This is a genomic window from Escherichia sp. SCLE84 (genome assembly GCF_012584495.1).
GTDB lineage: Bacteria > Pseudomonadota > Gammaproteobacteria > Enterobacterales > Enterobacteriaceae > ECMA0423.
Genome location: NZ_CP051430.1, coordinates 4519323 through 4543417 on the forward strand (window position 1 = coordinate 4519323; position 24095 = coordinate 4543417).

Genomic DNA, 24095 nt, shown 5'->3' on the forward strand with positions numbered 1-24095 from the left:
ACTCCGATGGAAGGCTGGCAGCGCGCATTTGTCCTGCATAGTCGCCCGTGGAGCGAAACCAGCCTGATGCTGGACGTCTTCACGGAGGAATCGGGTCGCGTGCGTCTGGTTGCCAAAGGCGCACGCTCTAAACGCTCTACTCTGAAAGGTGCATTACAGCCTTTCACCCCTCTCTTGCTACGTTTCGGCGGGCGTGGCGAAGTCAAAACGCTGCGCAGTGCTGAAGCTGTCTCGCTGGCGCTGCCATTAAGCGGTATCACGCTTTACAGCGGTCTGTACATCAACGAACTTCTCTCCCGCGTACTGGAATACGAGACGCGCTTCTCTGAACTCTTTTTCGATTACTTGCACTGCATTCACTCTCTTGCAGGTGCCACTGGTACGCCAGAACCCGCGCTGCGCCGCTTTGAACTGGCACTGCTCGGGCATCTGGGCTATGGCGTCAATTTTACCCATTGTGCGGGTAGCGGCGAGCCGGTAGATGACACCATGACGTATCGTTATCGCGAAGAAAAAGGGTTTATCGCAAGCGTCGTTATCGACAATAAAACGTTCACCGGAAGGCAGTTAAAAGCGTTAAACGCGCGGGAATTTCCTGACGCAGACACACTACGCGCCGCGAAACGCTTTACCCGCATGGCGCTTAAGCCGTATCTTGGCGGTAAACCATTAAAGAGCAGGGAACTGTTCCGGCAGTTTATGCCTAAGCGAACGGTGAAAACACATTATGAATGATGAGGATTGTCATGGCTGAATTACTGTTAGGCGTCAACATTGACCATATTGCAACGCTGCGTAACGCACGCGGTACTGCTTACCCGGATCCGGTGCAGGCGGCGTTTATTGCTGAGCAGGCGGGAGCGGACGGCATTACCGTGCATTTACGTGAAGATCGCCGCCACATTACTGACCGTGATGTGCGCATCCTGCGTCAGACACTGGATACCCGCATGAATCTGGAGATGGCGGTGACCGAAGAGATGCTGGCGATCGCCGTTGAGACGAAGCCACATTTTTGCTGTCTGGTACCGGAAAAGCGTCAGGAAGTAACAACCGAAGGCGGCCTGGACGTCGCAGGGCAGCGTGACAAAATGCGCGATGCCTGCAAACGTCTGGCAGATGCCGGGATCCAGGTTTCTCTCTTTATCGACGCCGATGAAGAGCAGATCAAAGCTGCGGCAGAGGTTGGCGCACCGTTTATCGAGATCCACACCGGTTGCTATGCTGATGCCAAAACTGACGCCGAACAGGCGCAAGAGCTGGCGCGTATCGCCAAAGCCGCGACCTTTGCCGCTAGTCTCGGTCTGAAAGTTAACGCTGGTCACGGTCTGACCTATCACAACGTGAAAGCTATTGCCGCCATCCCTGAGATGCATGAACTGAATATCGGTCATGCCATTATTGGTCGTGCAGTGATGACCGGACTGAAAGATGCGGTGGCAGAAATGAAGCGTCTGATGCTGGAAGCGCGTGGCTAATGGCAATATTAGGTTTAGGCACGGATATCGTAGAGATCGCTCGCATAGAAGCAGTGATCGCCCGATCCGGTGAGCGCCTGGCACGCCGCGTATTAAGCGATAACGAATGGGCAATCTGGAAAACGCACCACCAGCCGGTGCGTTTTCTGGCGAAGCGTTTTGCTGTGAAAGAAGCCGCAGCAAAAGCGTTTGGCACCGGGATCCGCAATGGTCTGGCGTTTAATCAATTTGAAGTATTCAATGATGAGCTCGGCAAACCACGGCTACGGCTATGGGGTGAGGCATTAAAACTGGCGGAAAAGCTCGGCGTTGTAAATATGCATGTAACGCTGGCAGATGAACGCCACTATGCTTGTGCCACGGTAATTATTGAAAGTTAAAAATAATACCGTTCTCTTTAAAAAGTAAAACCCCCGAACTGGTAAGGAACGGGGGTTTTACTTTTTAACTTTAATTTTGTGCAGCATGCACCCTCAACAACAGCGATTATGGATCAGTGTACTTATCTTTTACAAGCAACTTGCAATCTTTAGCATAAAAACTCGAGCCTTTACGAAGAAAGCAATATTGATGGAAAGATTAACGTGACCGCCAATTCGTAAGTACATTAAAATTGGCTTCGTTATTGAAGATTTTGCTGTGCTTTACACCATGCCACAGAATTCCCCCATTGAAACGAGTGGTGTCGTCAAAGCTCTGGTGTGGAGTGCAGCATGCACCCTCAATAACTCGCACGTTCAGTTTTGGGGAGATGTAAGGGCTAATCTGAACAGCTGCATTCCTTGTTTAAGGAAAAACGAATGACTGATTGCCGATACCTGATTAAACGGGTCATCAAAATCATCATTGCTGTTTTACAGCTGATCCTTCTGTTCTTATAACACAAGGAAACGTACTTAAGGTGAGTCCGGTGAACCAATCGGACGCGCCTTTAATAACTATAAATAAGTGTCTTGGCAGATACTATATAAATTAACTTAGTGAATGATTATGCTAATGTCATCAATTAAATAAATATAATGGCGTTAAGGCTTCCCAGTAATATAATTAATACTCTACTTCCAGAGTAGAATATTAAATTTTATCCGCGTGGTGCATCAGCACAAATTTATCCCACAACTGTTCTTCTGTCTCGACATGCGCCGGATCTTTCACAATAGTATTGGGGATCGGGCACACCTTCTGGCAGGTTGGTGTCTCGTAGTGCCCTACGCATTCGGTACACTTATCGCTGTTAATCTCGTAGATATGATCTCCCATTGAAATCGCCTCATTCGGGCATTCGGGTTCACACATATCACAATTGATGCATTTTTTAGTGATTAACAACGCCATAAGGAAACTCTCAAAACAACACAAACCGGGCGGGCATTATACGCGCATTCTTTACTCAGACCAGTTTTTTCACCAGCGCTTCACTATGACGAATACGTTCTGGTGCCAGTTCCAGATCCTGCTGAATCAGCGCAATGAACAGCAAATCCGTTAACATTCCCTGAGCGTGACAAGCAGAGATTGAAGCACTGTTTGTCGCTTGTTCTTCGGCAATGGTATACAGGCAATGAGAAGCACGCTGTTGCAGGGCATTCGGAGTAAAGCCGGTAATCGCCAGCACTTTTCCGCCCACTCGCAGCATCTCATCTGCCGCCAGGTTTAACTCGCGTCGTACACCGGTGTAGGAAATGGCTAATAACAGATCGTCAGGGGACGACGCCTGTACTGTTGCGAGTAGCGCATGCATATCGCGCACTGCGGCAGCATTGAAGCCAATCTTCATCAGCTTCCAGGCAAAGTTTTGCGCCACCAGACCCGAAGCGCCAATACCGGTCAGAATTATCCGCCGCGCAGAGCGCAACATTGTTACGCATTCATGCAGTTTCTCTTCACTATTAACGTTTAGCGTTGCGTACATAGCGGCAGTATTTTCTTTAATCAGTTTTTCGCCGACCAGCCGTAACGGATCATCACCGCGGATTTGGTTATGAATGGGCACGGAGGGCGATTCCGGCTGGCTTGCCAGCGCTTCACTCAACGCCAACTTAAGCGCCGGAAAACCTTTATAGCCGAGTTTTTGCGCGAACTTCACGACGCTGGACTGACTGACTCCGGCTTCGTTGGCCAGTTGCTGAGAGCTTAAATGGCGCGCCGTATCAGGTTGTAGCAGCAGATAATCCGCCAGTTTTTTATCACTCTGGGCAAGCCCCTGGTAACGCTGACGGATACGAAGTAAGCCGTTCATATCTTTCCTCGCGATGAAATAGTGGCGACAACAGGCAATATGAGAGACACGCGAGTGAATTTTATATTCCATTGCCGCTAATTGCCATGAATTAAAAATTCCAGTTAGCCATGATGCGGTCGATTGTTGCCGGAAAAGTGATGATCTATCTGTTAGGCTATGTAGTAGCGAAAATTAATCAGGATGTTTCAGTCCAGAGGAGTATGGTTTGGCAACTCACGAGCGTCGTGTGGTGTTTTTTGACTTAGATGGAACATTGCATCAGCAGGATATGTTCGGCAGTTTTCTGCGCTATTTACTGCGTCGCCAACCGCTGAATGCGTTACTTGTCCTGCCGTTGTTACCGATTATAGCCATTGCGTTATTGATAAAAGGTCGTGCGGCACGCTGGCCGATGAGTCTGCTTCTGTGGGGGTGCACTTTTGGTCACAGCGAAGCACGTTTACAGACGTTGCAGGCCGATTTCGTGCGCTGGTTTCGCGACAATGTTACCGCCTTTCCGCTGGTTCAGGAGCGATTAACCACCTACCTGTTAAGTTCCGATGCTGATATCTGGTTGATTACCGGCTCTCCGCAGCCGCTGGTTGAAGCGGTTTATTTCGATACGCCCTGGCTGCCGCGGGTTAATCTTATCGCCAGCCAAATTCAGCGTGGCTATGGTGGTTGGGTATTGACGATGCGTTGTCTGGGACATGAAAAGGTCGCACAACTGGAGCGCAAAATCGGCACTCCGCTGCGGCTGTACAGTGGCTATAGCGACAGTAATCAGGACAATCCGCTGCTTTATTTCTGTCAGCATCGTTGGCGAGTAACCCCGCGCGGTGAACTCCAGCAACTGGAATAGAGTAAAGCATAGCGTCCGTGTATAATGCGCCGCGCTTTTATAACCGGAGTTTTCTTTTTGTCTGAAGTCGAATTTAGCCACGAATACTGGATGCGTCACGCGCTGACGCTGGCGAAACGTGCCTGGGATGAGCGGGAAGTGCCGGTCGGCGCGGTATTAGTGCATAACAATCGGGTAATCGGCGAAGGCTGGAACCGCCCGATTGGTCGCCATGATCCCACCGCACATGCAGAAATCATGGCCCTGCGGCAGGGTGGTCTGGTGATGCAAAATTATCGTCTGATCGACGCCACGTTGTATGTCACGCTTGAACCATGTGTAATGTGTGCCGGAGCGATGATCCACAGTCGCATTGGTCGCGTGGTCTTTGGTGCGCGTGACGCGAAAACTGGCGCTGCGGGATCTTTAATGGATGTGCTGCATCATCCGGGTATGAATCACCGAGTGGAAATTACGGAAGGAATACTGGCGGATGAGTGCGCGGCGTTGCTCAGTGACTTCTTTCGCATGCGCCGCCAGGAAATTAAAGCGCAGAAAAAAGCGCAATCCTCGACGGATTAATTTTGTTTCTCTTCACTCCCTTTCCTGGAAAACAGCAGAGAGGGAGAATGGGTCAAATAGTTTGATGACGACTGGGAAAGAAACGAGAGAAAAGGAAATTTCTCTTTGCCCAACTCCGTAGGCGATACCGCCGGATAATCCTGCGCCAGTTGCATCGCCGCTTCTGTAGCCTGCTTCTCTTTCTCTTGCAGATAACCCACCAGGCTAATCTGATACTTACGAATATTTTCGACATAAGCGTAGGCTTCATGTCCACGAGCGTAGCCGTAAGTCAGCTTGCTGTAATAGGGTTTCTGGCTAAGTAAAGGCAGACGCTGTTTTACGTCAGCCCAACTGTCAGGATTCCCTTTGGTTTTTGCCGTCAGGGCGCGGGCATCCAGCATATGCGCATAGCCCATATTGTACGCAGCGAGGGCAAACCAGATCCGCTCGTTCTCCGGCACACTTTCCGGCACTTTACTCATCATATCCTGCAAATAACGCACGCCACCGCTGATGCTCTGTTCGGCATCGGTACGATCCGTAATGCCGAGGCTTTGCGCGGTATTTTTGGTTAACATCATCATGCCGCGCACACCCGTCGGTGAAGTGGCCTGTGCATCCCAGTGCGATTCCTGATAAGCAATAGCGGCCAGCAAACGCCAGTCAATTTCTTCGGCGTATTTCTCAAACAGGGGCTTTAACTGCGGCAGTACCGCATCGACGGCGCGTAAAAATGTGCGCGTATCGACGTAATCAAAATCATCGCCATGCCCCAGGTATTTCTCTTCAATGCGTGCCAGCGTACCGTCTTCATTCATTTCGTTGAAGAAGTCGAGCAGGGCGGCGGAAAGGGTATTATCGCCATCTAACGGGCTAAACCAAGTCACCGGTTGTTCATCGGTGATATCGAGCGCTACGGCGAGCTCCGGGTGAACGCGCTGAAACAGGCTGATGGCGACAGAATCAGCAATGGTGTAATCGAGTTTTCCTTCGATGACATCTTCCATTAATTCCGCAGAGCCTTTTTTGTCGTCTACCTTCCAGCTTAATTCCGGGAATTTTGTTTCTTTCAGGGTCTGGAGATCGTTAACCACCACATGACCCGGTGCAACGGTGAGTTGCTCCGCCGTCAGGTTGCCCAGCGTACGTGGGCGATACTGACCCACTTTATAAACCAGTTGTTGTGACACGGAATAATAGGTAGGGCCAGGCTGATAATTTTTTACCCGCTCACTGTTATAGACAAGTCCTGCCGCCAGCAGGTCGGCGTTACCATTATCAAGGTCGTCAAACAGCTGGCTGATATTCTGCCGCACGGTCACTTTCAGTTTTACACCGAGGTAATCGGCAAACTGTTTCGCCAGTTCGTAATCCAGGCCAAAAGGTTTCCCGTTGATTTCGTTATAAGTCAGGGGAGTATGAATGGTGCTCACACGCAACTCTCCCCGCGCTTGAATGGCGGCGATACGGTTGTCGGCTTTACCAAACCAGGGAATGGATGGCCAGAGAGCGACCGCGAGCAGCAGTGCCAGAATGCCGATGAACAGATAATTAATCTTTAATTTTTTCAATTAGTTAATTCTCTGTGTCGTGCGCGTCCCAGCTTGAAAAAACGTAATAATAGTGAAAGGTTTACTCATAAATGAGCGGCATTTTGCGTAAACCTGCGCCAGATGGCAACTTATTACAGCCATTGGCGGCACGCGTTGCTAATTCACGATGGTGATTTTATTTCCACGCAAACGGTTTCGTCAGCGCATCAGATTCTTTATAATGACGCCCGTTTCCCCCCCTTGGGTACACCGAAAGCTTAGAAGACGAGAGACTTATGATGGAAATTCTGCGTGGTTCGCCTGCACTGTCGGCATTCCGAATCAACAAACTGCTGGCACGTTTTCAGGCTGCCAGGCTCCCGGTTCACAATATTTACGCCGAGTATGTCCATTTTGCTGACCTCAATGCGCCGTTAAACGATGATGAGCACGCACAACTTGAACGCCTGCTGAAATATGGCCCGGCACTCGCCAGCCACGCCCCGCAAGGCAAACTCCTGCTGGTGACCCCGCGTCCTGGCACCATCTCTCCCTGGTCTTCGAAAGCGACCGATATTGCCCATAACTGCGGGCTACAACAGGTAAACCGCCTTGAGCGCGGCGTTGCTTACTATATAGAAGCCGGTACGCTGACCAATGAACAATGGCAGCAGGTTACCGCTGAACTGCACGACCGCATGATGGAAACGGTCTTTTTTGCTTTAGATGATGCAGAGCAGCTGTTTGCACACCATCAACCGACTCCGGTCACCAGCGTTGATTTGCTGGGGCAGGGCCGTCAGGCGCTAATCGACGCTAACCTGCGTCTTGGCCTGGCACTGGCGGAAGATGAAATTGACTATCTGCAGGATGCTTTCACAAAGCTTGGTCGTAACCCGAACGACATCGAGCTGTATATGTTCGCCCAGGCGAACTCCGAGCACTGCCGCCACAAGATTTTTAACGCCGATTGGGTTATCGACGGTGAGCAACAGCCGAAATCGCTGTTTAAGATGATCAAAAACACCTTCGAAACCACGCCAGATTACGTTCTCTCTGCTTATAAAGATAACGCCGCCGTAATGGAAGGTTCTGAAGTGGGCCGCTACTTTGCTGACCACGAAACGGGCCGCTACGATTTCCATCAGGAACCGGCGCATATTCTGATGAAAGTCGAAACTCACAACCACCCGACGGCGATTTCTCCGTGGCCGGGCGCGGCGACCGGTTCCGGCGGTGAAATCCGCGATGAAGGTGCCACCGGGCGCGGCGCGAAGCCGAAAGCGGGTTTGGTTGGTTTCTCCGTTTCCAACCTGCGAATTCCTGGCTTCGAACAGCCGTGGGAAGAAGATTTCGGTAAGCCTGAGCGCATTGTCACCGCGCTGGACATCATGACCGAAGGCCCGCTGGGCGGCGCGGCGTTTAACAACGAATTTGGTCGTCCGGCACTGAATGGCTACTTCCGTACTTATGAAGAAAAAGTGAACAGCCACAACGGCGAAGAGCTGCGCGGTTATCACAAACCGATCATGCTGGCGGGCGGGATCGGCAACATTCGCGCCGATCACGTACAAAAAGGCGAGATCAACGTCGGTGCGAAGCTGGTCGTTCTCGGCGGCCCGGCAATGAACATCGGTCTTGGCGGCGGAGCGGCGTCTTCCATGGCGTCAGGTCAGTCTGATGCCGACCTCGACTTTGCTTCCGTACAGCGCGACAACCCGGAGATGGAGCGTCGTTGCCAGGAAGTGATCGACCGTTGCTGGCAGCTTGGTGATGCTAACCCAATTCTGTTTATCCACGACGTCGGTGCGGGCGGTCTTTCTAACGCGATGCCGGAGCTGGTGAGCGACGGCGGACGCGGCGGTAAATTTGAACTGCGCGATATTCTAAGCGACGAACCGGGCATGAGCCCGCTGGAAATCTGGTGTAACGAATCCCAGGAACGCTACGTGCTGGCGGTTGCTGCCGATCAATTACCGCTGTTTGACGAACTGTGTAAGCGTGAGCGCGCACCCTACGCGGTGATTGGTGAAGCGACCGAAGAACTGCATCTTTCTCTGCACGATCGTCATTTTGATAATCAGCCGATCGATCTGCCGCTGGACGTCCTGCTTGGTAAAACGCCGAAGATGACCCGCGATGTACAAACGCTGAAAGCGAAGGGCGATGCGCTGGTCCGTGAAGGGATCACCATTGCAGACGCGGTGAAACGCGTACTGCATCTGCCGACCGTGGCGGAGAAAACTTTCCTGGTGACCATCGGTGACCGCAGCGTAACTGGCATGGTAGCGCGCGATCAGATGGTGGGTCCGTGGCAGGTGCCGGTCGCTAACTGCGCGGTCACTACCGCCAGCCTCGACAGCTACTACGGTGAAGCGATGGCGATTGGCGAGCGTGCGCCGGTTGCGCTGCTGGATTTCGCCGCCTCTGCCCGTCTGGCGGTCGGTGAAGCGTTAACCAATATTGCCGCAACACAGATTGGTGATATCAAACGCATTAAACTTTCCGCCAACTGGATGGCGGCGGCAGGCCACCCTGGTGAAGATGCGGGCCTGTATGAAGCCGTTAAAGCCGTGGGCGAAGAGCTTTGTCCGGCGCTGGGCCTGACGATCCCGGTGGGTAAAGACTCTATGTCGATGAAAACCCGCTGGCAGGAAGGTAACGAAGAGCGCGAAATGACGTCGCCGCTGTCGCTGGTGATTTCTGCATTTGCCCGCGTGGAAGATGTGCGTCACACCATCACGCCACAGCTTTCTACCGAAGATAACGCACTGCTGCTGATTGATTTGGGCAAAGGCAATAACGCGCTGGGCGCAACGGCGCTGGCGCAGGTTTATCGTCAGCTTGGCGACAAACCGGCAGATGTACGCGACGTCGCGCAACTGAAAGGCTTCTATGACGCGATTCAGGCGCTGGTTGCACAGCGTAAGCTGCTCGCATACCACGACCGCTCTGATGGCGGCCTGCTGGTAACGCTGGCGGAAATGGCCTTTGCTGGTCATTGCGGCATTAACGCGGATATTGCCTCTCTGGGCGACGATCGCCTGGCGGCGTTGTTTAACGAAGAACTGGGTGCGGTGATTCAGGTTCGTGCCGCTGACCGTGAAGCGGTTGAGTCCGTACTGGCACAGCATGGGCTTGCTGATTGTGTCCATTATGTAGGGCAGGCGGTTTCCGGTGACCGTTTTGTGATTACCGCCAACGGGCAGACTGTATTCAGCGAAAGCCGCACCACGTTGCGTGTCTGGTGGGCAGAAACTACCTGGCAGATGCAGCGCCTGCGTGACAACCCGGAGTGTGCTGACCAGGAGCACCAGGCGAAATCTAACGATGCCGATCCTGGCCTGAATGTAAAACTGTCGTTCGATATCAACGAAGATGTGGCAGCACCGTATATTGCCACTGGCGCACGTCCGAAAGTTGCCGTACTGCGTGAGCAGGGCGTGAACTCGCATGTTGAAATGGCGGCAGCTTTCCACCGTGCAGGCTTTGATGCTATCGACGTGCATATGAGTGACCTGCTGACCGGACGCACGGGCCTGGAAGATTTCCACGCCCTGGTCGCGTGCGGTGGTTTCTCCTACGGTGATGTGCTGGGTGCCGGTGAAGGTTGGGCGAAGTCAATCCTGTTCAATGACCGTGTACGCGATGAGTTTGCAACCTTCTTCCACCGTCCGCAAACGCTGGCGCTGGGGGTATGTAACGGTTGCCAGATGATGTCTAACCTGCGCGAACTGATCCCAGGTAGTGAGTTGTGGCCACGTTTTGTGCGCAATACCTCCGATCGCTTTGAAGCGCGTTTCAGCCTGGTTGAAGTGACCCAAAGCCCGTCGCTGCTGTTGCAGGGGATGGTGGGCTCGCAAATGCCGATTGCTGTCTCTCATGGTGAAGGGCGCGTGGAAGTGCGTGATGCGGCGCATCTGGCGGCACTGGAAAGCAAAGGGCTGGTGGCACTGCGCTATGTCGATAACTTCGGCAAAGTCACTGAAACCTACCCGGCTAACCCGAACGGTTCACCGAACGGTATTACGGCAGTCACGACTGAAAGTGGTCGAGTCACCATTATGATGCCGCACCCGGAACGTGTTTTCCGTACTGTCAGCAACTCCTGGCATCCGGAAAACTGGGGCGAGGATGGCCCATGGATGCGTATTTTCCGCAATGCGCGTAAGCAGTTGGGGTAAGTCGTCAGCCCATTGGTTTTGCAGCCCGGATGCGGCATTAAGCACCAACCACTATCATAAGCTCCCAACTCCGGGAGCTTTTTTGTGTCTGTAAATCACGACAATGGGTGGTTTGCCGTGTCGCTTTCTGGCGACACTTAACTCATTGATTTTAATATTATCTAATAAGTTTATCTTAAGTTGTCTCTTTTTAGCGACACAGTGGCTGATTTACATTCAAACAGCGGAGAAGACATAAACCCCTCAAAGCAACGTATAATCAGTACGTTACCAAACTATTTTCTTTATTGGCACAGTTACTGCATAATAGTAAGCAGTGGCTCATTCACCGACTTATGTCAGCCCCTTCGGGACGTGCTACATAAAATTCGAATGACGCACAACAAGGTGCCTGCCGTCCAACTTCTGATATCAGCGTAGCTATATCAACCATCGGGCGAAACGTCGAGTTAGGCACCGCCTTATTCCATAACAAAGCCGGGTAATTCCCGGCTTTGTTGTATCTGAACTTCCCCTCGGTTAGCATCAGGCTATTCGCGTCTGACGAGAGTAACACCTTGAAACGCTGGCCCGTTTTTCCCCGCTCATTACGACAACTGGTAATGCTGGCATTTTTGCTAATTCTACTACCCCTGTTGGTGCTGGCATGGCAAGCCTGGCAAAGCCTGAATGCGCTTAGCGATCAGGCGGCGCTGGTTAACCGCACTACGCTTATTGATGCCCGGCGTAGTGAAGCGATGACCAACGCGGCGCTGGAGATGGAGCGTAGCTACCGTCAGTATTGCGTGCTGGACGACCCTACGCTTGCGAAGGTTTATCAAAGCCAGCGCAAGCGTTACAGCGAAATGCTCGATGCCCACGCAGGCATACTGCCAGACGATAAACTTTACCAGGCATTGCGTCAGGATTTGAACAATCTGGCCCAACTTCAGTGTAACAACAGTGGTCCCGATGCTGCCGCCGCCGCGCGTCTTGAAGCCTTTGCCAGTGCCAATACCGAAATGGTGCAGGCCACGCGCACAGTGGTGTTCTCTCGTGGGCAGCAACTTCAGCGTGAAATCGCCGAACGTGGGCAATATTTTGGTTGGCAATCGCTGGTGCTATTTCTGGTGAGTCTGGTGATGGTGCTACTTTTCACGCGGATGATTATCGGGCCGGTGAAAAATATCGAGCGCATGATCAACCGTCTGGGGGAAGGGCGTTCTCTGGGCAATAGCGTTTCGTTCAGTGGACCGAGCGAGTTACGCTCGGTTGGGCAACGTATTCTTTGGTTAAGTGAGCGCCTGTCATGGCTGGAATCCCAACGCCATCAATTTTTAAGACATTTATCTCATGAATTAAAAACGCCACTGGCGAGTATGCGCGAGGGCACTGAATTACTGGCTGACCAGGTTGTCGGGCCGCTTACGCCAGAGCAAAAAGAGGTGGTGAGCATTCTTGATAGCAGCAGCCGCAATTTGCAAAAACTGATCGAACAACTGCTTGATTACAACCGTAAACAGGCGGACAGTGCGGTGGAACTGGAGAATGTTGAATTAGCACCGCTGGTGGAGACAGTGGTTTCTGCTCATAGCCTGCCCGCACGGGCTAAAATGATGCATACCGACGTCGATCTCAAAGCAACAGCTTGCCTGGCGGAGCCAATGCTTCTGATGAGCGTACTGGATAATCTTTACTCCAATGCGGTGCACTACGGGGCTGAATCCGGTAACATTTGCCTTCGCAGCAGTTCACATGGTGCGCGGGTTTATATTGATGTCATCAATACAGGCACGCCCATTCCGCAAGAGGAACGCGCCATGATCTTCGAACCCTTTTTTCAGGGAAGCCACCAGCGAAAAGGGGCGGTGAAGGGCAGCGGTCTGGGATTAAGCATTGCCAGGGATTGTATTCGCCGTATGCAAGGGGAACTGTATCTGGTCGACGAGAGCGGGCAAGACGTTTGTTTCCGCATTGAATTACCGTCGTCGAAAAACACGAAATAATGCTAACAGCCTATCCTATCAGGCTATTTTATTTGTCAGTTCGGCCCCGGGCAGTGCTCGAAATCTTCACGTACGATATGTACGCTCCGGTTTCTCCGCGCTGTCCATGTCCAGACTGTCTGCAACAATTACGCCCACTGAGATAGGCTTTAAGTCTGGTGAATATGCGACACATTTTTCAACGATTATTGCCCCGACGGCTGTGGCTGGCAGGGCTGCTATGTCTGGCATTGCTGGGTTGCGTGCAGAATCACAATAAGCCAGCCATTGATACGCCAGCAGAAGAAAAAATTCCGGTTTATCAACTGGCTGACTATCTTTCTACTGAATGTAGCGACATCTGGGCGCTGCAAGGTAAATCAACCGAAACCAATCCGCTTTACTGGCTGCGGGCGATGGATTGTGCTGATCGTTTAATGCCTGCGCAGTCGCGTCAGCAAGCTCGCCAATATGACGACGGCAGCTGGCAAAATACCTTTAAACAAGGGATTTTGCTCGCCGACGCCAAAATTACGCCGTATGAGCGCCGCCAGCTGGTCGCGCGTATTGAAGCGTTAAGTACCGAGATCCCGGCACAGGTTCGCCCACTGTATCAACTCTGGCGCGACGGTCAGGCGCTGCAACTGCAACTGGCGGAAGAGCGCCAACGTTACAGTAAACTCCAGCAGTCCAGCGACAGCGAGCTGGATACATTGCGCCAGCAACATCACGTTCTACAGCAGCAACTGGAACTCACCACCCGCAAGCTGGAAAACCTGACCGATATTGAACGCCAGCTCTCGACCCGCAAACCGGCTGGAAATTTCTCGCCGGATACGCCGCACGAGAGTGAAAAGCCCGCGCCATCCACCCATGAGGTCACTCCTGATGAGCCATAAACCTGCGCATTTATTATTGGTCGATGACGATCCGGGATTGCTGAAACTGCTTGGCCTGCGCCTGACCAGCGAAGGCTACAGTGTGGTCACGGCGGAGAGTGGTGCTGAAGGATTACGGGTACTGAATCGCGAAAAAGTAGATTTAGTTATCAGCGACCTGCGGATGGATGAAATGGACGGTATGCAGCTGTTTGCTGAAATCCAGAAAGTGCAGCCTGGAATGCCAGTAATTATTCTTACTGCGCATGGTTCTATCCCCGATGCCGTTGCTGCAACACAGCAGGGCGTTTTTAGTTTCCTCACCAAGCCTGTCGATAAAGATGCGCTATATCAGGCAATTGATGATGCGCTGGAACAATCCGCGCCAGCCACCGACGAACGCTGGCGCGAGGCGATTGTCACCCGCAGCCCGCTGATGCTGCGTTTGCTTGAACAGGCGCGGCTGGTGGCGCAATCAGACGTCAGCGTTTTGATTAATGGCCAGAGCGGCACCGGGAAAGAGATTTTCGCCCAGGCTATCCACAACGCCAGCCCGCGCAATAGCAAACCATTTATTGCTATTAACTGTGGTGCATTGCCTGAGCAATTGCTGGAGTCGGAGCTGTTTGGTCATGCGCGTGGCGCGTTTACTGGCGCTGTCAGCAATCGCGAAGGTTTATTCCAGGCGGCGGAAGGCGGTACGCTATTTCTCGATGAGATTGGCGATATGCCCGCACCGTTGCAGGTCAAACTGCTGCGCGTGTTGCAGGAGCGTAAAGTGCGCCCGCTGGGCAGTAACCGCGATATTGATATCGACGTGCGGATTATTTCCGCCACTCACCGCGACCTGCCAAAAGCGATGGCGCGCGGGGAATTCCGCGAAGATCTCTATTACCGCCTCAACGTTGTCAGCCTGAAAATTCCGGCACTGGCGGAGCGCACAGAAGACATTCCGCTACTGGCAAATCACCTGTTGCGCCAGGCGGCAGAGCGACATAAACCGTTTGTCCGCGCGTTCTCTACCGATGCGATGAAACGCCTGATGACCGCGAGCTGGCCGGGTAATGTGCGCCAGTTGGTCAACGTGATTGAACAGTGCGTGGCGCTGACCTCATCTCCGGTGATTAGTGATGCGCTGGTGGAGCAGGCGCTGGAGGGTGAAAACACGGCGCTGCCAACCTTTGTTGAGGCACGTAATCAGTTTGAACTCAACTATTTGCGTAAGCTGCTGCAAATCACCAAAGGCAACGTCACCCACGCGGCGAGAATGGCGGGGCGCAACCGGACAGAATTTTATAAACTGCTTTCCCGACACGAGCTGGATGCAAACGATTTCAAGGAATGAATTGGCGTTATGTGTTACGTTTAGCAGATCAAAAGACAGGCGACCTTTTCAAGGAATAGCATGAAAAAGATTGATGCGATTATAAAACCCTTCAAGCTGGACGATGTCCGCGAAGCACTGGCCGAAGTCGGTATTACCGGCATGACGGTGACCGAAGTGAAAGGCTTTGGTCGCCAGAAAGGCCATACCGAGCTGTACCGCGGCGCGGAGTATATGGTGGATTTTCTGCCGAAAGTGAAAATTGAGATTGTCGTACCGGACGACATTGTCGATACCTGTGTCGATACCATTATTCGCACGGCGCAAACCGGCAAAATCGGTGACGGTAAAATCTTCGTCTTTGACGTGGCACGGGTCATTCGCATCCGTACCGGTGAAGAGGACGACGCGGCAATTTAAACCGCGTCAAGGGTTGCCGGATGTTTCCATCCGGCAACATCAAATTACAGCACCTTATGCGGGCCAAAGCATTCGTAATGAATGTTTTCCTGCTTCACGCCCAGATCCACTAACTGTTTCGCGGTAAACTGCATGAAGCCAACCGGGCCGCAGAGATAGAACTGCATTGTCGGATCGCTGAACGCACCTTCCAGTTTGCTCAAATCCATCAGACCTTCGCTATCAAACTGACCTTTAGCGCGATCGGCTTCGCTCGGCTGACGATACCAGGTGTGCGCGGTAAAGCGCGGCAGTGACTGCCCCAGTTCCTTAACTTCATCGGCAAAGGCGTGAACATCGCCATTTTCTGCCGCATGGAACCAGTTCACTTGTGCTGTGTGGCCTGCTTTTGCCAGCGTGTCGAGCATTGCCAGCATTGGCGTTTGACCAACACCGGCAGAGATTAACGTCACTGGTGTGTCATCTGCGACAGCCATAAAGAAATCACCTGCCGGAGCGACCAGTTTCACGACATCGCCAACATTGGCGTGATTGTGCAACCAGTTGGATACCTGCCCACCCTCTTCGCGTTTCACCGCAATACGATAGCCTTTGCCATCCGGTTTGCGAGTCAAAGAGTACTGACGAATTTCCTGATGCGGGAAACCTTCCGGCTTCAGCCAGACGCCGAGATATTGCCCCGGACGGTATTCTGCCACTGCGCCACCGTCGACCGGCTCCAGTTCAAAGCTGGTGATAAGCGCGCTGCGCGGTGTTTTAGCCACAATGCGGAAATCGCGAGTACCTTCCCAACCACCGGCTTTGCTGGCGTTTTCGTTATAGATTTCCGCCTCGCGATTGATAAATACATTAGCCAGTACACCATAGGCTTTACCCCAAGCGTCCAGCACTTCCTGCCCCGGGCTGAACATTTCGTCCAGCGTCGCCAACAGGTGTTCGCCGACGATGTTGTACTGTTCCGGTTTGATCTGGAAACTGGTGTGCTTCTGCGCGATTTTTTCTACCGCTGGCAGCAGCGCAGGCAGGTTTTCAATATTACTGGCGTAGGCGGCAATAGCGTTAAACAGGGCTTCACGTTGATCGCCATTACGCTGGTTACTCATGTTAAAAATTTCTTTGAGTTCTGGGTTATGAGTAAACATACGGTCGTAGAAATGGGCGGTTAACTTTGGCCCCGTTTCCACCAGTAAAGGGATGGTGGCTTTTACTGTAGCGATGGTTTGAGCGTCAAGCATATGGTCTTCCTTTTTTTGCATCTTAATTGATGTATCTCAAATGCATCTTATAAAAAATAGCCCTGCAATGTAAATGGTTCTTTGGTGTTTTTCAGAAAGAATGTGATGAAGTGAAAAATTTGCATCACAAACCTGAAAAGAAATCCGTTTCCGGTTGCAAGCTCTTTATTCTCCAAAGCCTTGCGTAGCCTGAAGGTAATCGTTTGCGTAAATTCCTTTGTCAAGACCTGTTATCGCACAATGATTCGGTTATACTGTTCGCCGTTGTCCAACAGGACCGCCTATAAAGGCCAAAAATTTTATTGTTAGCTGAGTCAGGAGATGCGGATGTTAAAGCGTGAAATGAACATTGCCGATTATGATGCCGAACTGTGGCAGGCTATGGAGCAGGAAAAAGTACGTCAGGAAGAGCACATCGAACTGATCGCCTCCGAAAACTACACCAGCCCGCGCGTAATGCAGGCGCAGGGTTCTCAGCTGACCAACAAATATGCTGAAGGTTATCCGGGCAAACGCTACTACGGCGGTTGCGAGTATGTTGATATCGTTGAACAACTGGCGATCGATCGTGCGAAAGAACTGTTCGGCGCTGACTACGCTAACGTTCAGCCGCACTCCGGCTCCCAGGCTAACTTTGCGGTCTACACCGCGCTGCTGGAACCAGGTGATACCGTTCTGGGTATGAACCTGGCGCATGGCGGTCACCTGACTCACGGTTCTCCGGTTAACTTCTCCGGTAAACTGTACAACATCGTTCCTTACGGTATCGATGCTACCGGTCATATCGACTACGCCGATCTGGAAAAACAAGCCAAAGAACACAAGCCGAAAATGATTATCGGTGGTTTCTCTGCATATTCCGGCGTGGTGGACTGGGCGAAAATGCGTGAAATCGCTGACAGCATCGGTGCTTACCTGTTCGTTGATATGGCGCACGTTGCGGGCCTGGTTGCTGCTGGCGTCTACCCGAACCCGGTTCCTCATGCTCACGTTGTTACTACCACCACTCACAAAACCCTGGCGGGTCCGCGCGGCGGCCTGATCCTGGCGAAAGGTGGTAGCGAAGAGCTGTACAAAAAACTGAACTCTGCCGTTTTCCCTGGTGGTCAGGGCGGTCCGTTGATGCACGTAATCGCCGGTAAAGCGGTTGCTCTGAAAGAAGCGATGGAGCCTGAGTTCAAAACTTACCAGCAGCAGGTCGCGAAAAACGCTAAAGCGATGGTAGAAGTGTTCCTGGAACGCGGCTACAAAGTGGTTTCCGGCGGCACTGATAACCACCTGTTCCTGGTTGATCTGGTTGATAAAAACCTGACCGGTAAAGAAGCAGACGCCGCTCTGGGCCGTGCTAACATCACCGTCAACAAAAACAGCGTACCGAACGATCCGAAGAGCCCGTTTGTGACCTCCGGTATTCGTGTAGGTACTCCGGCGATTACCCGTCGCGGCTTTAAAGAAGCCGAAGCGAAAGAACTGGCTGGCTGGATGTGTGACGTGCTGGACAGCATCAATGATGAAGCCGTTATCGAGCGCATCAAAGGTAAAGTTCTCGACATCTGCGCACGTTACCCGGTTTACGCATAAGCGAAACGGTGATTTGCTGACAATGTGCTCGTTGTTCATGTTGGATGCGGCATGAACACCTTCTCAGGCCTACAAAATCTTGCAAATTCAATATATTGCAATCTCCGTGTAGGCCTGATAAGCGTAGCGCATCAGGCGATTTTTCGTTTATGATCATCAAGGCTTCCTTCGGGAAGCCTTTCTACGTTATCGCGCCATCAAATCTGTCGTAACTGCGCCTCAACATACAAATAGCCAATTCCCAGCACCTGTTGTGCGCGGCTTAATTGCCCGAAGCCAATTTGCGTCGCTTTCACGCTCGGTCCTTCGTCGCGGTCGAACGGGTTAAATCCTGTCTGGCGAATAATAGTATTAAGCCAGTTCTCACCAAAGGCACAACTGCGACCGTACAACCAAATCTGATTAATATTGAGGATGTTGAGGAAGTTATACAGACTCAAACCAATGGCATTGGCACTGCGGTCAACCCAGCTGGTGATCCACGGTTCTCCACTTTGCCAGGCAGCGATTAACTGCGCTGTAGTCAGTTTTTCAGGATCAAGTTGAGTACTAACCGGTTGTGATTTTAGCCATACCCGCGCCTGTTTTTTTAATGCGCTTAACGAGGCGACGGTTTCCAGGCAGCCGTAACGTCCACAGTCGCAGACGACGCCATCCGGATTAACGATGGTGTGACCAATCTGTCCGCTACCATACAAACTGCCGCGATAAATTTGCTCGTTAATCACGAACGACGAGCCAATGCCGTAATCAACGTTGATCACGCAGAAATCCCGTTCCTGCGAATTATTTTGCCATTTCTCCGCGAGCGCCAGCATCACGCAGTCATTATCGACCATCACCCGAATGCCGAGCTTCTCTTCCAGCAGATACTTTACCTCAACCGGCGTTGTCCACGGCGCTTGCGGCATGGTTTGCGACACGCCGGTCACCGGATCAACCTGACCGTGGATTGCCAGCGCCAGGTTGATGGTACGGTCCGGCCACAATTTACGGTGGCGATGCCAGCATTTTTCGATTTCGGACAGCAGCGCCTGCGGCGTCGGTGCATCAATCTGTAAATACTCAAATTCACCTTTCGGACTTAAACAAGCATTAGCAACCTGACACTCAATACTGGTGGGCGTCACGTTCAGGCACAGCGTCCAGTCACCTTCCGGCGCAATCAGCCATGTACCGCTACTATGCCCGCGCGTCTGGCTTTCATCGTCAATATTCACCACCCGTTTTTCGCTTTCCAGTTCCTGCAAAATATTACTGACTGCCGGAATCGAAATTTGCGCCAGCCGGGCCAGCGTTGATTTATTGGCGCGCTTTTGCCGGTACAGCAGTTCCAGAATCACGCATTTGTTATGGTGGCGAATCTGTTGATTGTTAATGCAGGCTCTCATCTTCACTAAACCTTGTTTAGTTAATTGCGTGATTATTCCGCGAAAACATTGCCAGATTGTTCAATACACTGCCACAAATCTTTTAATTCAGTATGTCTTGTTAATATTGAGGGCACCATGACTCCAGTAAAAGTGTGGCAAGAGCGCGTTGAGATCCCGACCTATGAAACCGGGCCGCAGGATATACATCCCATGTTCCTGGAAAATCGCGTTTATCAGGGATCGTCCGGCGCGGTTTATCCCTACGGCGTGACCGATACGCTGAGCGAGCAGAAAACCCTGAAATCCTGGCAGGCGGTGTGGCTGGAAAACGACTACATCAAAGTGATGATCCTGCCGGAACTGGGCGGTCGTGTGCATCGCGCATGGGATAAAGTGAAACAACGCGATTTTGTCTATCACAATGAAGTCATTAAACCTGCGCTGGTGGGGCTGCTGGGACCGTGGATCTCTGGCGGGATTGAGTTTAACTGGCCGCAACACCATCGCCCGACCACCTTTATGCCCGTTGATTTCACCCTCGAAGCCCATGAAGACGGCGCACAGACGGTGTGGGTCGGCGAAACGGAGCCGATGCACGGTTTACAGGTGATGACAGGTTTCACACTGCGTCCTGAACGGGCGGCGTTGGAAATCGCCAGCCGCGTCTATAACGGCAACGCCACGCCGCGTCATTTCTTGTGGTGGGCCAACCCGGCAGTGAAAGGGGGGGAAGGGCATCAGAGCGTCTTCCCGCCGGATGTAACGGCGGTGTTTGATCACGGCAAACGGGCCGTCTCCGCTTTCCCCATCGCCACCGGCACTTACTACAAAGTGGACTACTCCGCCGGAGTGGACATTTCTCGCTATAAAAATGTGCCCGTTCCAACCTCATATATGGCTGAAAAATCACAGTACGATTTTGTTGGCGCGTGGTGTCACGATGAAGATGGCGGTTTGCTACACGTTGCCAACCACCATATCGCGCCAGGTAAAAAACAGTGGAGCTGGGGACACAGTGAATTCGGCCAGGCGTGGGACAAGAGTCTGACCGACAATAACGGCCCGTATATCGAACTGATGACCGGTATTTTTGCCGATAACCAGCCTGATTTTACCTGGCTTGATGCTTACGAAGAGAAGCGTTTTGAGCAGTATTTCCTGCCTTATCATTCTTTGGGCATGGTGCAAAATGCCTCCCGCGATGCGGTGATAAAACTCCAGCGTAGTGAGCGGGGGATTGAGTGGGGGCTGTATGCCATCTCTCCGTTGAACGGATACCGCCTGGCGATCCGCGAAATCGGCAAATGCAACGCGTTACTTGATGATGCCGTGGCACTGATGCCTGCGACCGCCATCCAGGGCGTGTTGCACGGTATCAATCCTGAAAGGCTGACCATTGAGCTCTCCGATGCCGACGGCAATATTGTCCTGAGTTATCAGGAACATCAGCCGCAAGAGTTGCCGTTGCCGGACGTCGCCAAAGCGCCACTGGCAGCACAAGACATTACCAGTACAGATGAAGCCTGGTTTATCGGTCAGCATCTGGAGCAATATCATCACGCCAGCCGTTCACCGTTCGATTACTACCTGCGCGGCGTGGCGCTGGACCCGCTGGATTATCGCTGTAACCTGGCGCTGGCGATGCTGGAATATAACCGCGCAGATTTCCCGCAAGCGGTGGCGTATGCCACTCAGGCTCTGAAACGCGCACATGCGCTGAACAAAAATCCGCAGTGCGGACAGGCGAGTTTGATTCGCGCCAGTGCTTACGAACGTCAGGGACAATATCAACAAGCCGAAGAGGATTTCTGGCGTGCGGTCTGGAGCGGCAACAGCAAAGCCGGTGGCTATTATGGCCTGGCACGACTGGCGGCGCGTAATGGTAACTTCGACGCTGGTCTGGATTTTTGCCAACAAAGTCTTCGCGCCTGCCCAACCAATCAGGAAGTGCTTTGCCTGCATAATCTGCTGCTGGTGTTAAGTGGTCGTCAGGACAACGCGCGTGTGCAGCGCGAGAAACTGCTGCGCGATTATCCGCTGAACGCCACTCTGTGGTGGCTGAACTGGTTCGATGGTCGTAGCGAATCAGCTCTCGCGCAGTGGCGCGGTCTGTGTCAGGGACGCGACGTTAACGCCCTGATGACCGCCGGGCAACTGATTAACTGGGGAATGCCCACCCTGGCGGCAGAGATGCTGAACGCACTGGACTGCCAGCGCACGCTGCCGCTTTACCTGCAAGCCAGCTTGCTGCCGAAAGCCGAACGTGGCGAACTGGTCGCAAAAGCCATTGATGTCTTCCCGCAGTTTGTCCGTTTCCCGAATACGCTGGAAGAAGTGGCGGCGCTGGAGAGTATTGAAGAGTGCTGGTTTGCCCGTCATTTACTGGCCTGCTTCTACTACAACAAGCGTAGCTACAACAAAGCCATTACCTTATGGCAACGTTGCGTAGAGATGTCGCCGGAGTTTGCCGACGGCTGGCGCGGGTTAGCGATCCATGCGTGGAATAAGCAACACGATTATGAGCTGGCCGCGCGTTATCTTGATAATGCTTATCAGCTTGCGCCGCAGGATGCACGTCTGCTTTTCGAACGGGATTTGCTTGATAAGTTAAGCGGAGCCACACCGGAGAAACGACTGGCGCGTCTGGAAAATAATCTGGAAATTGCGCTGAAACGCGACGACATGACAGCAGAGTTGCTCAATTTGTGGCATCTCACGGGTCAGGCAGACAAAGCGGCGGACATTCTCGCCACGCGCAAATTCCACCCGTGGGAAGGCGGGGAAGGGAAGGTCACCAGTCAGTTTATCCTCAACCAGTTATTACGCGCCTGGCAGCACCTTGATGCCAGACAGCCGCAGCAGGCCAGCGAACTGCTTCATGCCGCGCTGCATTATCCGGAGAATTTAAGCGAAGGCCGTTTACCGGGGCAAACTGATAACGACATCTGGTTCTGGCAGGCGATATGCGCCAACGCGCAGGGCGATGAAACTGAAGCGATGCGTTGTTTACGTCTGGCGGCGACCGGCGATCGCACCATTAACATCCACAGTTATTACAACGATCAGCCGGTTGATTATCTCTTCTGGCAAGGAATGGCGCTGCGACTGCTGGGCGAACAACACACCGCACAGCAACTGTTTAGTGAAATGAAACAGTGGGCGCAAGAGATGGCGAAAACCAGTATTGAGGCGGATTTCTTTGCTGTTTCACAACCTGACCTGTTATCGCTGTATGGCGATTTACAACAGCAGCATAAAGAAAAATGCCTGATGGTGGCGATGCTGGCGTCCGCGGGACTCGGGGAGGTTGCGCAATATGAGTCTGCTCGCGCTGAATTGACGGCGATTAATCCGGCCTGGCCGAAAGCGGCATTATTCACCACCGTGATGCCTTTTATTTTTAACTACGTTCACTAAACCCTATTAACTGTAATATTTGAGCGGCACGCGCTGCCGCTCATCACAAAATAATTAGAATAAGCCGTTGTTAATAAAAACCCTACAGGAGGCTCTATGCCTACAAAAATCAGAACAACCCGTAATCTATTATTAATGGCTACGCTATTAGGTAGCGCACTATTTGCCAGGGCTGCGGAAAAAGAAATGACCATTGGCGCAATATACCTTGATACTCAGGGATATTACGCTGGAGTGCGTCAGGGCGTTCAGGATGCGGCAAAAGATTCTTCAGTACAGGTACAGTTAATTGAAACTAACGCCCAGGGTGATATTTCGAAAGAAAGTACCTTTGTTGATACCCTCGTGGCGCGTAATGTCGATGCCATTATTTTATCGGCAGTGTCTGAAAATGGCAGTAGCCGTACCGTTCGTCGCGCCAGTGAAGCGGGTATTCCGGTGATTTGCTACAACACCTGTATTAATCAAAAGGGGGTCGATAAATATGTCTCGGCGTATCTGGTCGGCGATCCGCTGGAATTTGGTAAAAAACTGGGTAACGCTGCCGCCGATTATTTTATTGCCAATAAAATTGACCAGCCGAAAATTGCCGTCATCAATTGCGAAGCCTTTGAAGTTTGTGTGCAGCGACGTAAAGGATTTGAAGAAGTATTAAAATCCCGCGTTCCCGGCGCGCAAATTGTCGCTAATCAGGAAGGGACTGTTTTAGATAAAGCGATTTCCGTTGGTGAAAAACTGATTATCTCCACGCCGGATCTCAACGCCATTATGGGGGAGTCGGGCGGTGCGACACTCGGCGCGGTAAAAGCGGTACGTAATCAAAATCAGGCCGGAAAAATTGCTGTTTTCGGTTCGGATATGACCACTGAAATTGCTCAGGAGCTGGAAAACAATCAGGTGCTGAAAGCGGTAGTGGATATTTCCGGTAAGAAAATGGGCAATGCTGTTCTCGCGCAAACATTGAAGGTTATCAATAAACAAGCCGACGGTGAAAAAGTGATTCAGGTGCCAATCGATCTCTATACCAAAACGGAAGATGGTAAACAGTGGCTGGCAACGCACGTTGATGGTCTGCCCTAATCG

The 24095-nt window shown here is 52.1% G+C and carries 19 protein-coding genes; 14 read left to right on the forward strand and 5 right to left on the reverse strand.

Annotated elements, in window-relative coordinates; translation table 11 throughout:
• Nucleotides 1-6 precede the first annotated feature (6 nt).
• From recO to shoB, 4 genes are all read left to right on the forward strand, one after another.
• Complete coding sequence (recO, locus tag HGD79_RS22020) at nt 7-735, forward strand: DNA repair protein RecO (RefSeq protein ID WP_168848504.1); 729 nt, start codon at nt 7-9, stop codon at nt 733-735.
• Between the two features lie 11 nt (nt 736-746).
• A complete protein-coding gene (gene pdxJ, locus HGD79_RS22025; protein ID WP_001297412.1) occupies nt 747-1478 on the forward strand; it encodes a pyridoxine 5'-phosphate synthase in 732 nt (243 codons plus the stop codon).
• Entirely contained in the window at nt 1478-1858 is a 381-nt protein-coding gene (acpS, locus tag HGD79_RS22030) for a holo-ACP synthase (RefSeq protein ID WP_000986029.1), read from the forward strand. Before pdxJ ends, acpS begins: the two co-directional genes overlap by 1 nt.
• A 420-nt stretch (nt 1859-2278) precedes the next feature.
• Nucleotides 2279-2359 (forward strand): type I toxin-antitoxin system toxin ShoB, encoded by an 81-nt coding sequence (gene shoB / locus HGD79_RS22035; protein ID WP_000128776.1) that lies wholly within the window; start codon nt 2279-2281, stop codon nt 2357-2359.
• A 193-nt stretch (nt 2360-2552) separates the two neighbouring features.
• Here shoB and yfhL read toward each other — a convergent pair whose 3' ends face one another.
• Together yfhL and HGD79_RS22045 are read right to left on the reverse strand one after the other, a co-directional pair.
• Nucleotides 2553-2813 (reverse strand): 4Fe-4S dicluster ferredoxin YfhL, encoded by a 261-nt coding sequence (gene yfhL, locus HGD79_RS22040; protein WP_001196283.1) that lies wholly within the window; start codon nt 2811-2813, stop codon nt 2553-2555.
• Between the two features lie 55 nt (nt 2814-2868).
• The gene (locus tag HGD79_RS22045) at nt 2869-3717 is read right to left on the reverse strand and encodes a MurR/RpiR family transcriptional regulator (RefSeq protein WP_001013779.1); all 849 of its coding nucleotides are present in this window, start codon (nt 3715-3717) and stop codon (nt 2869-2871) included.
• 208 nt (nt 3718-3925) lie between these two features.
• Here HGD79_RS22045 and yfhb point away from each other — a divergent pair, with 208 nt between their 5' ends.
• The gene (gene yfhb / locus HGD79_RS22050; RefSeq protein WP_000190655.1) at nt 3926-4561 is read left to right on the forward strand and encodes a phosphatidylglycerophosphatase C; all 636 of its coding nucleotides are present in this window, start codon (nt 3926-3928) and stop codon (nt 4559-4561) included.
• Between the two features lie 57 nt (nt 4562-4618).
• Nucleotides 4619-5122, forward strand: coding sequence for a tRNA adenosine(34) deaminase TadA (gene tadA / locus HGD79_RS22055; RefSeq protein ID WP_001297409.1), 504 nt, complete (start codon nt 4619-4621; stop codon nt 5120-5122).
• Here the strand turns inward: tadA and mltF are convergent.
• Nucleotides 5119-6675, reverse strand: coding sequence for a membrane-bound lytic murein transglycosylase MltF (gene mltF / locus HGD79_RS22060; protein ID WP_000734212.1), 1557 nt, complete (start codon nt 6673-6675; stop codon nt 5119-5121). The genes tadA and mltF overlap by 4 nt on opposite strands.
• Nucleotides 6676-6932: 257 nt before the next feature.
• On the opposite strand from mltF, the gene purL reads away from it, so the two are divergent.
• The 5 genes from purL (at nt 6933) to glnB (ending at nt 15406) form a co-directional block, all read left to right on the forward strand.
• A complete protein-coding gene (purL, locus tag HGD79_RS22065; protein ID WP_001365686.1) occupies nt 6933-10820 on the forward strand; it encodes a phosphoribosylformylglycinamidine synthase in 3888 nt (1295 codons plus the stop codon).
• Nucleotides 10821-11377: 557 nt separating this feature from the next.
• Nucleotides 11378-12805 (forward strand): two component system sensor histidine kinase QseE/GlrK, encoded by a 1428-nt coding sequence (gene qseE / locus HGD79_RS22070; protein ID WP_001365683.1) that lies wholly within the window; start codon nt 11378-11380, stop codon nt 12803-12805.
• A 164-nt stretch (nt 12806-12969) separates the two neighbouring features.
• A complete protein-coding gene (qseG, locus tag HGD79_RS22075; RefSeq protein ID WP_139496430.1) occupies nt 12970-13683 on the forward strand; it encodes a two-component system QseEF-associated lipoprotein QseG in 714 nt (237 codons plus the stop codon).
• Nucleotides 13673-15007 (forward strand): two-component system response regulator GlrR, encoded by a 1335-nt coding sequence (gene glrR / locus HGD79_RS22080; protein ID WP_001298983.1) that lies wholly within the window; start codon nt 13673-13675, stop codon nt 15005-15007. The genes qseG and glrR overlap by 11 nt, the downstream gene beginning before the upstream one ends.
• Before the next feature lie 60 nt (nt 15008-15067).
• A complete protein-coding gene (glnB, locus tag HGD79_RS22085; protein WP_000717694.1) occupies nt 15068-15406 on the forward strand; it encodes a nitrogen regulatory protein P-II in 339 nt (112 codons plus the stop codon).
• Between the two features lie 44 nt (nt 15407-15450).
• Here glnB and hmpA read toward each other — a convergent pair whose 3' ends face one another.
• Nucleotides 15451-16641: an NO-inducible flavohemoprotein gene (gene hmpA / locus HGD79_RS22090; protein ID WP_000883122.1), complete on the reverse strand. Its 1191-nt coding sequence runs from the start codon at nt 16639-16641 to the stop codon at nt 15451-15453.
• Between the two features lie 327 nt (nt 16642-16968).
• Between hmpA and glyA the strand changes: the two genes are divergently transcribed.
• Entirely contained in the window at nt 16969-18222 is a 1254-nt protein-coding gene (gene glyA / locus HGD79_RS22095; protein ID WP_000919159.1) for a serine hydroxymethyltransferase, read from the forward strand.
• A 197-nt stretch (nt 18223-18419) separates the two neighbouring features.
• Here the strand turns inward: glyA and HGD79_RS22100 are convergent, their stop codons facing one another.
• Nucleotides 18420-19613 carry an ROK family protein gene (locus HGD79_RS22100; RefSeq protein WP_001200780.1) on the reverse strand — a complete coding sequence of 398 codons (1194 nt, stop codon included), beginning with the start codon at nt 19611-19613 and terminating at the stop codon, nt 18420-18422.
• 117 nt (nt 19614-19730) lie between these two features.
• Between HGD79_RS22100 and HGD79_RS22105 the strand changes: the two genes are divergently transcribed.
• Both HGD79_RS22105 and HGD79_RS22110 read left to right on the forward strand, forming a co-directional pair.
• A complete protein-coding gene (locus HGD79_RS22105) occupies nt 19731-23012 on the forward strand; it encodes a DUF5107 domain-containing protein (RefSeq protein WP_001356306.1) in 3282 nt (1093 codons plus the stop codon).
• 96 nt (nt 23013-23108) lie between these two features.
• Nucleotides 23109-24092: a substrate-binding domain-containing protein gene (locus HGD79_RS22110; RefSeq protein ID WP_001142420.1), complete on the forward strand. Its 984-nt coding sequence runs from the start codon at nt 23109-23111 to the stop codon at nt 24090-24092.
• Nucleotides 24093-24095 lie beyond the last annotated feature (3 nt).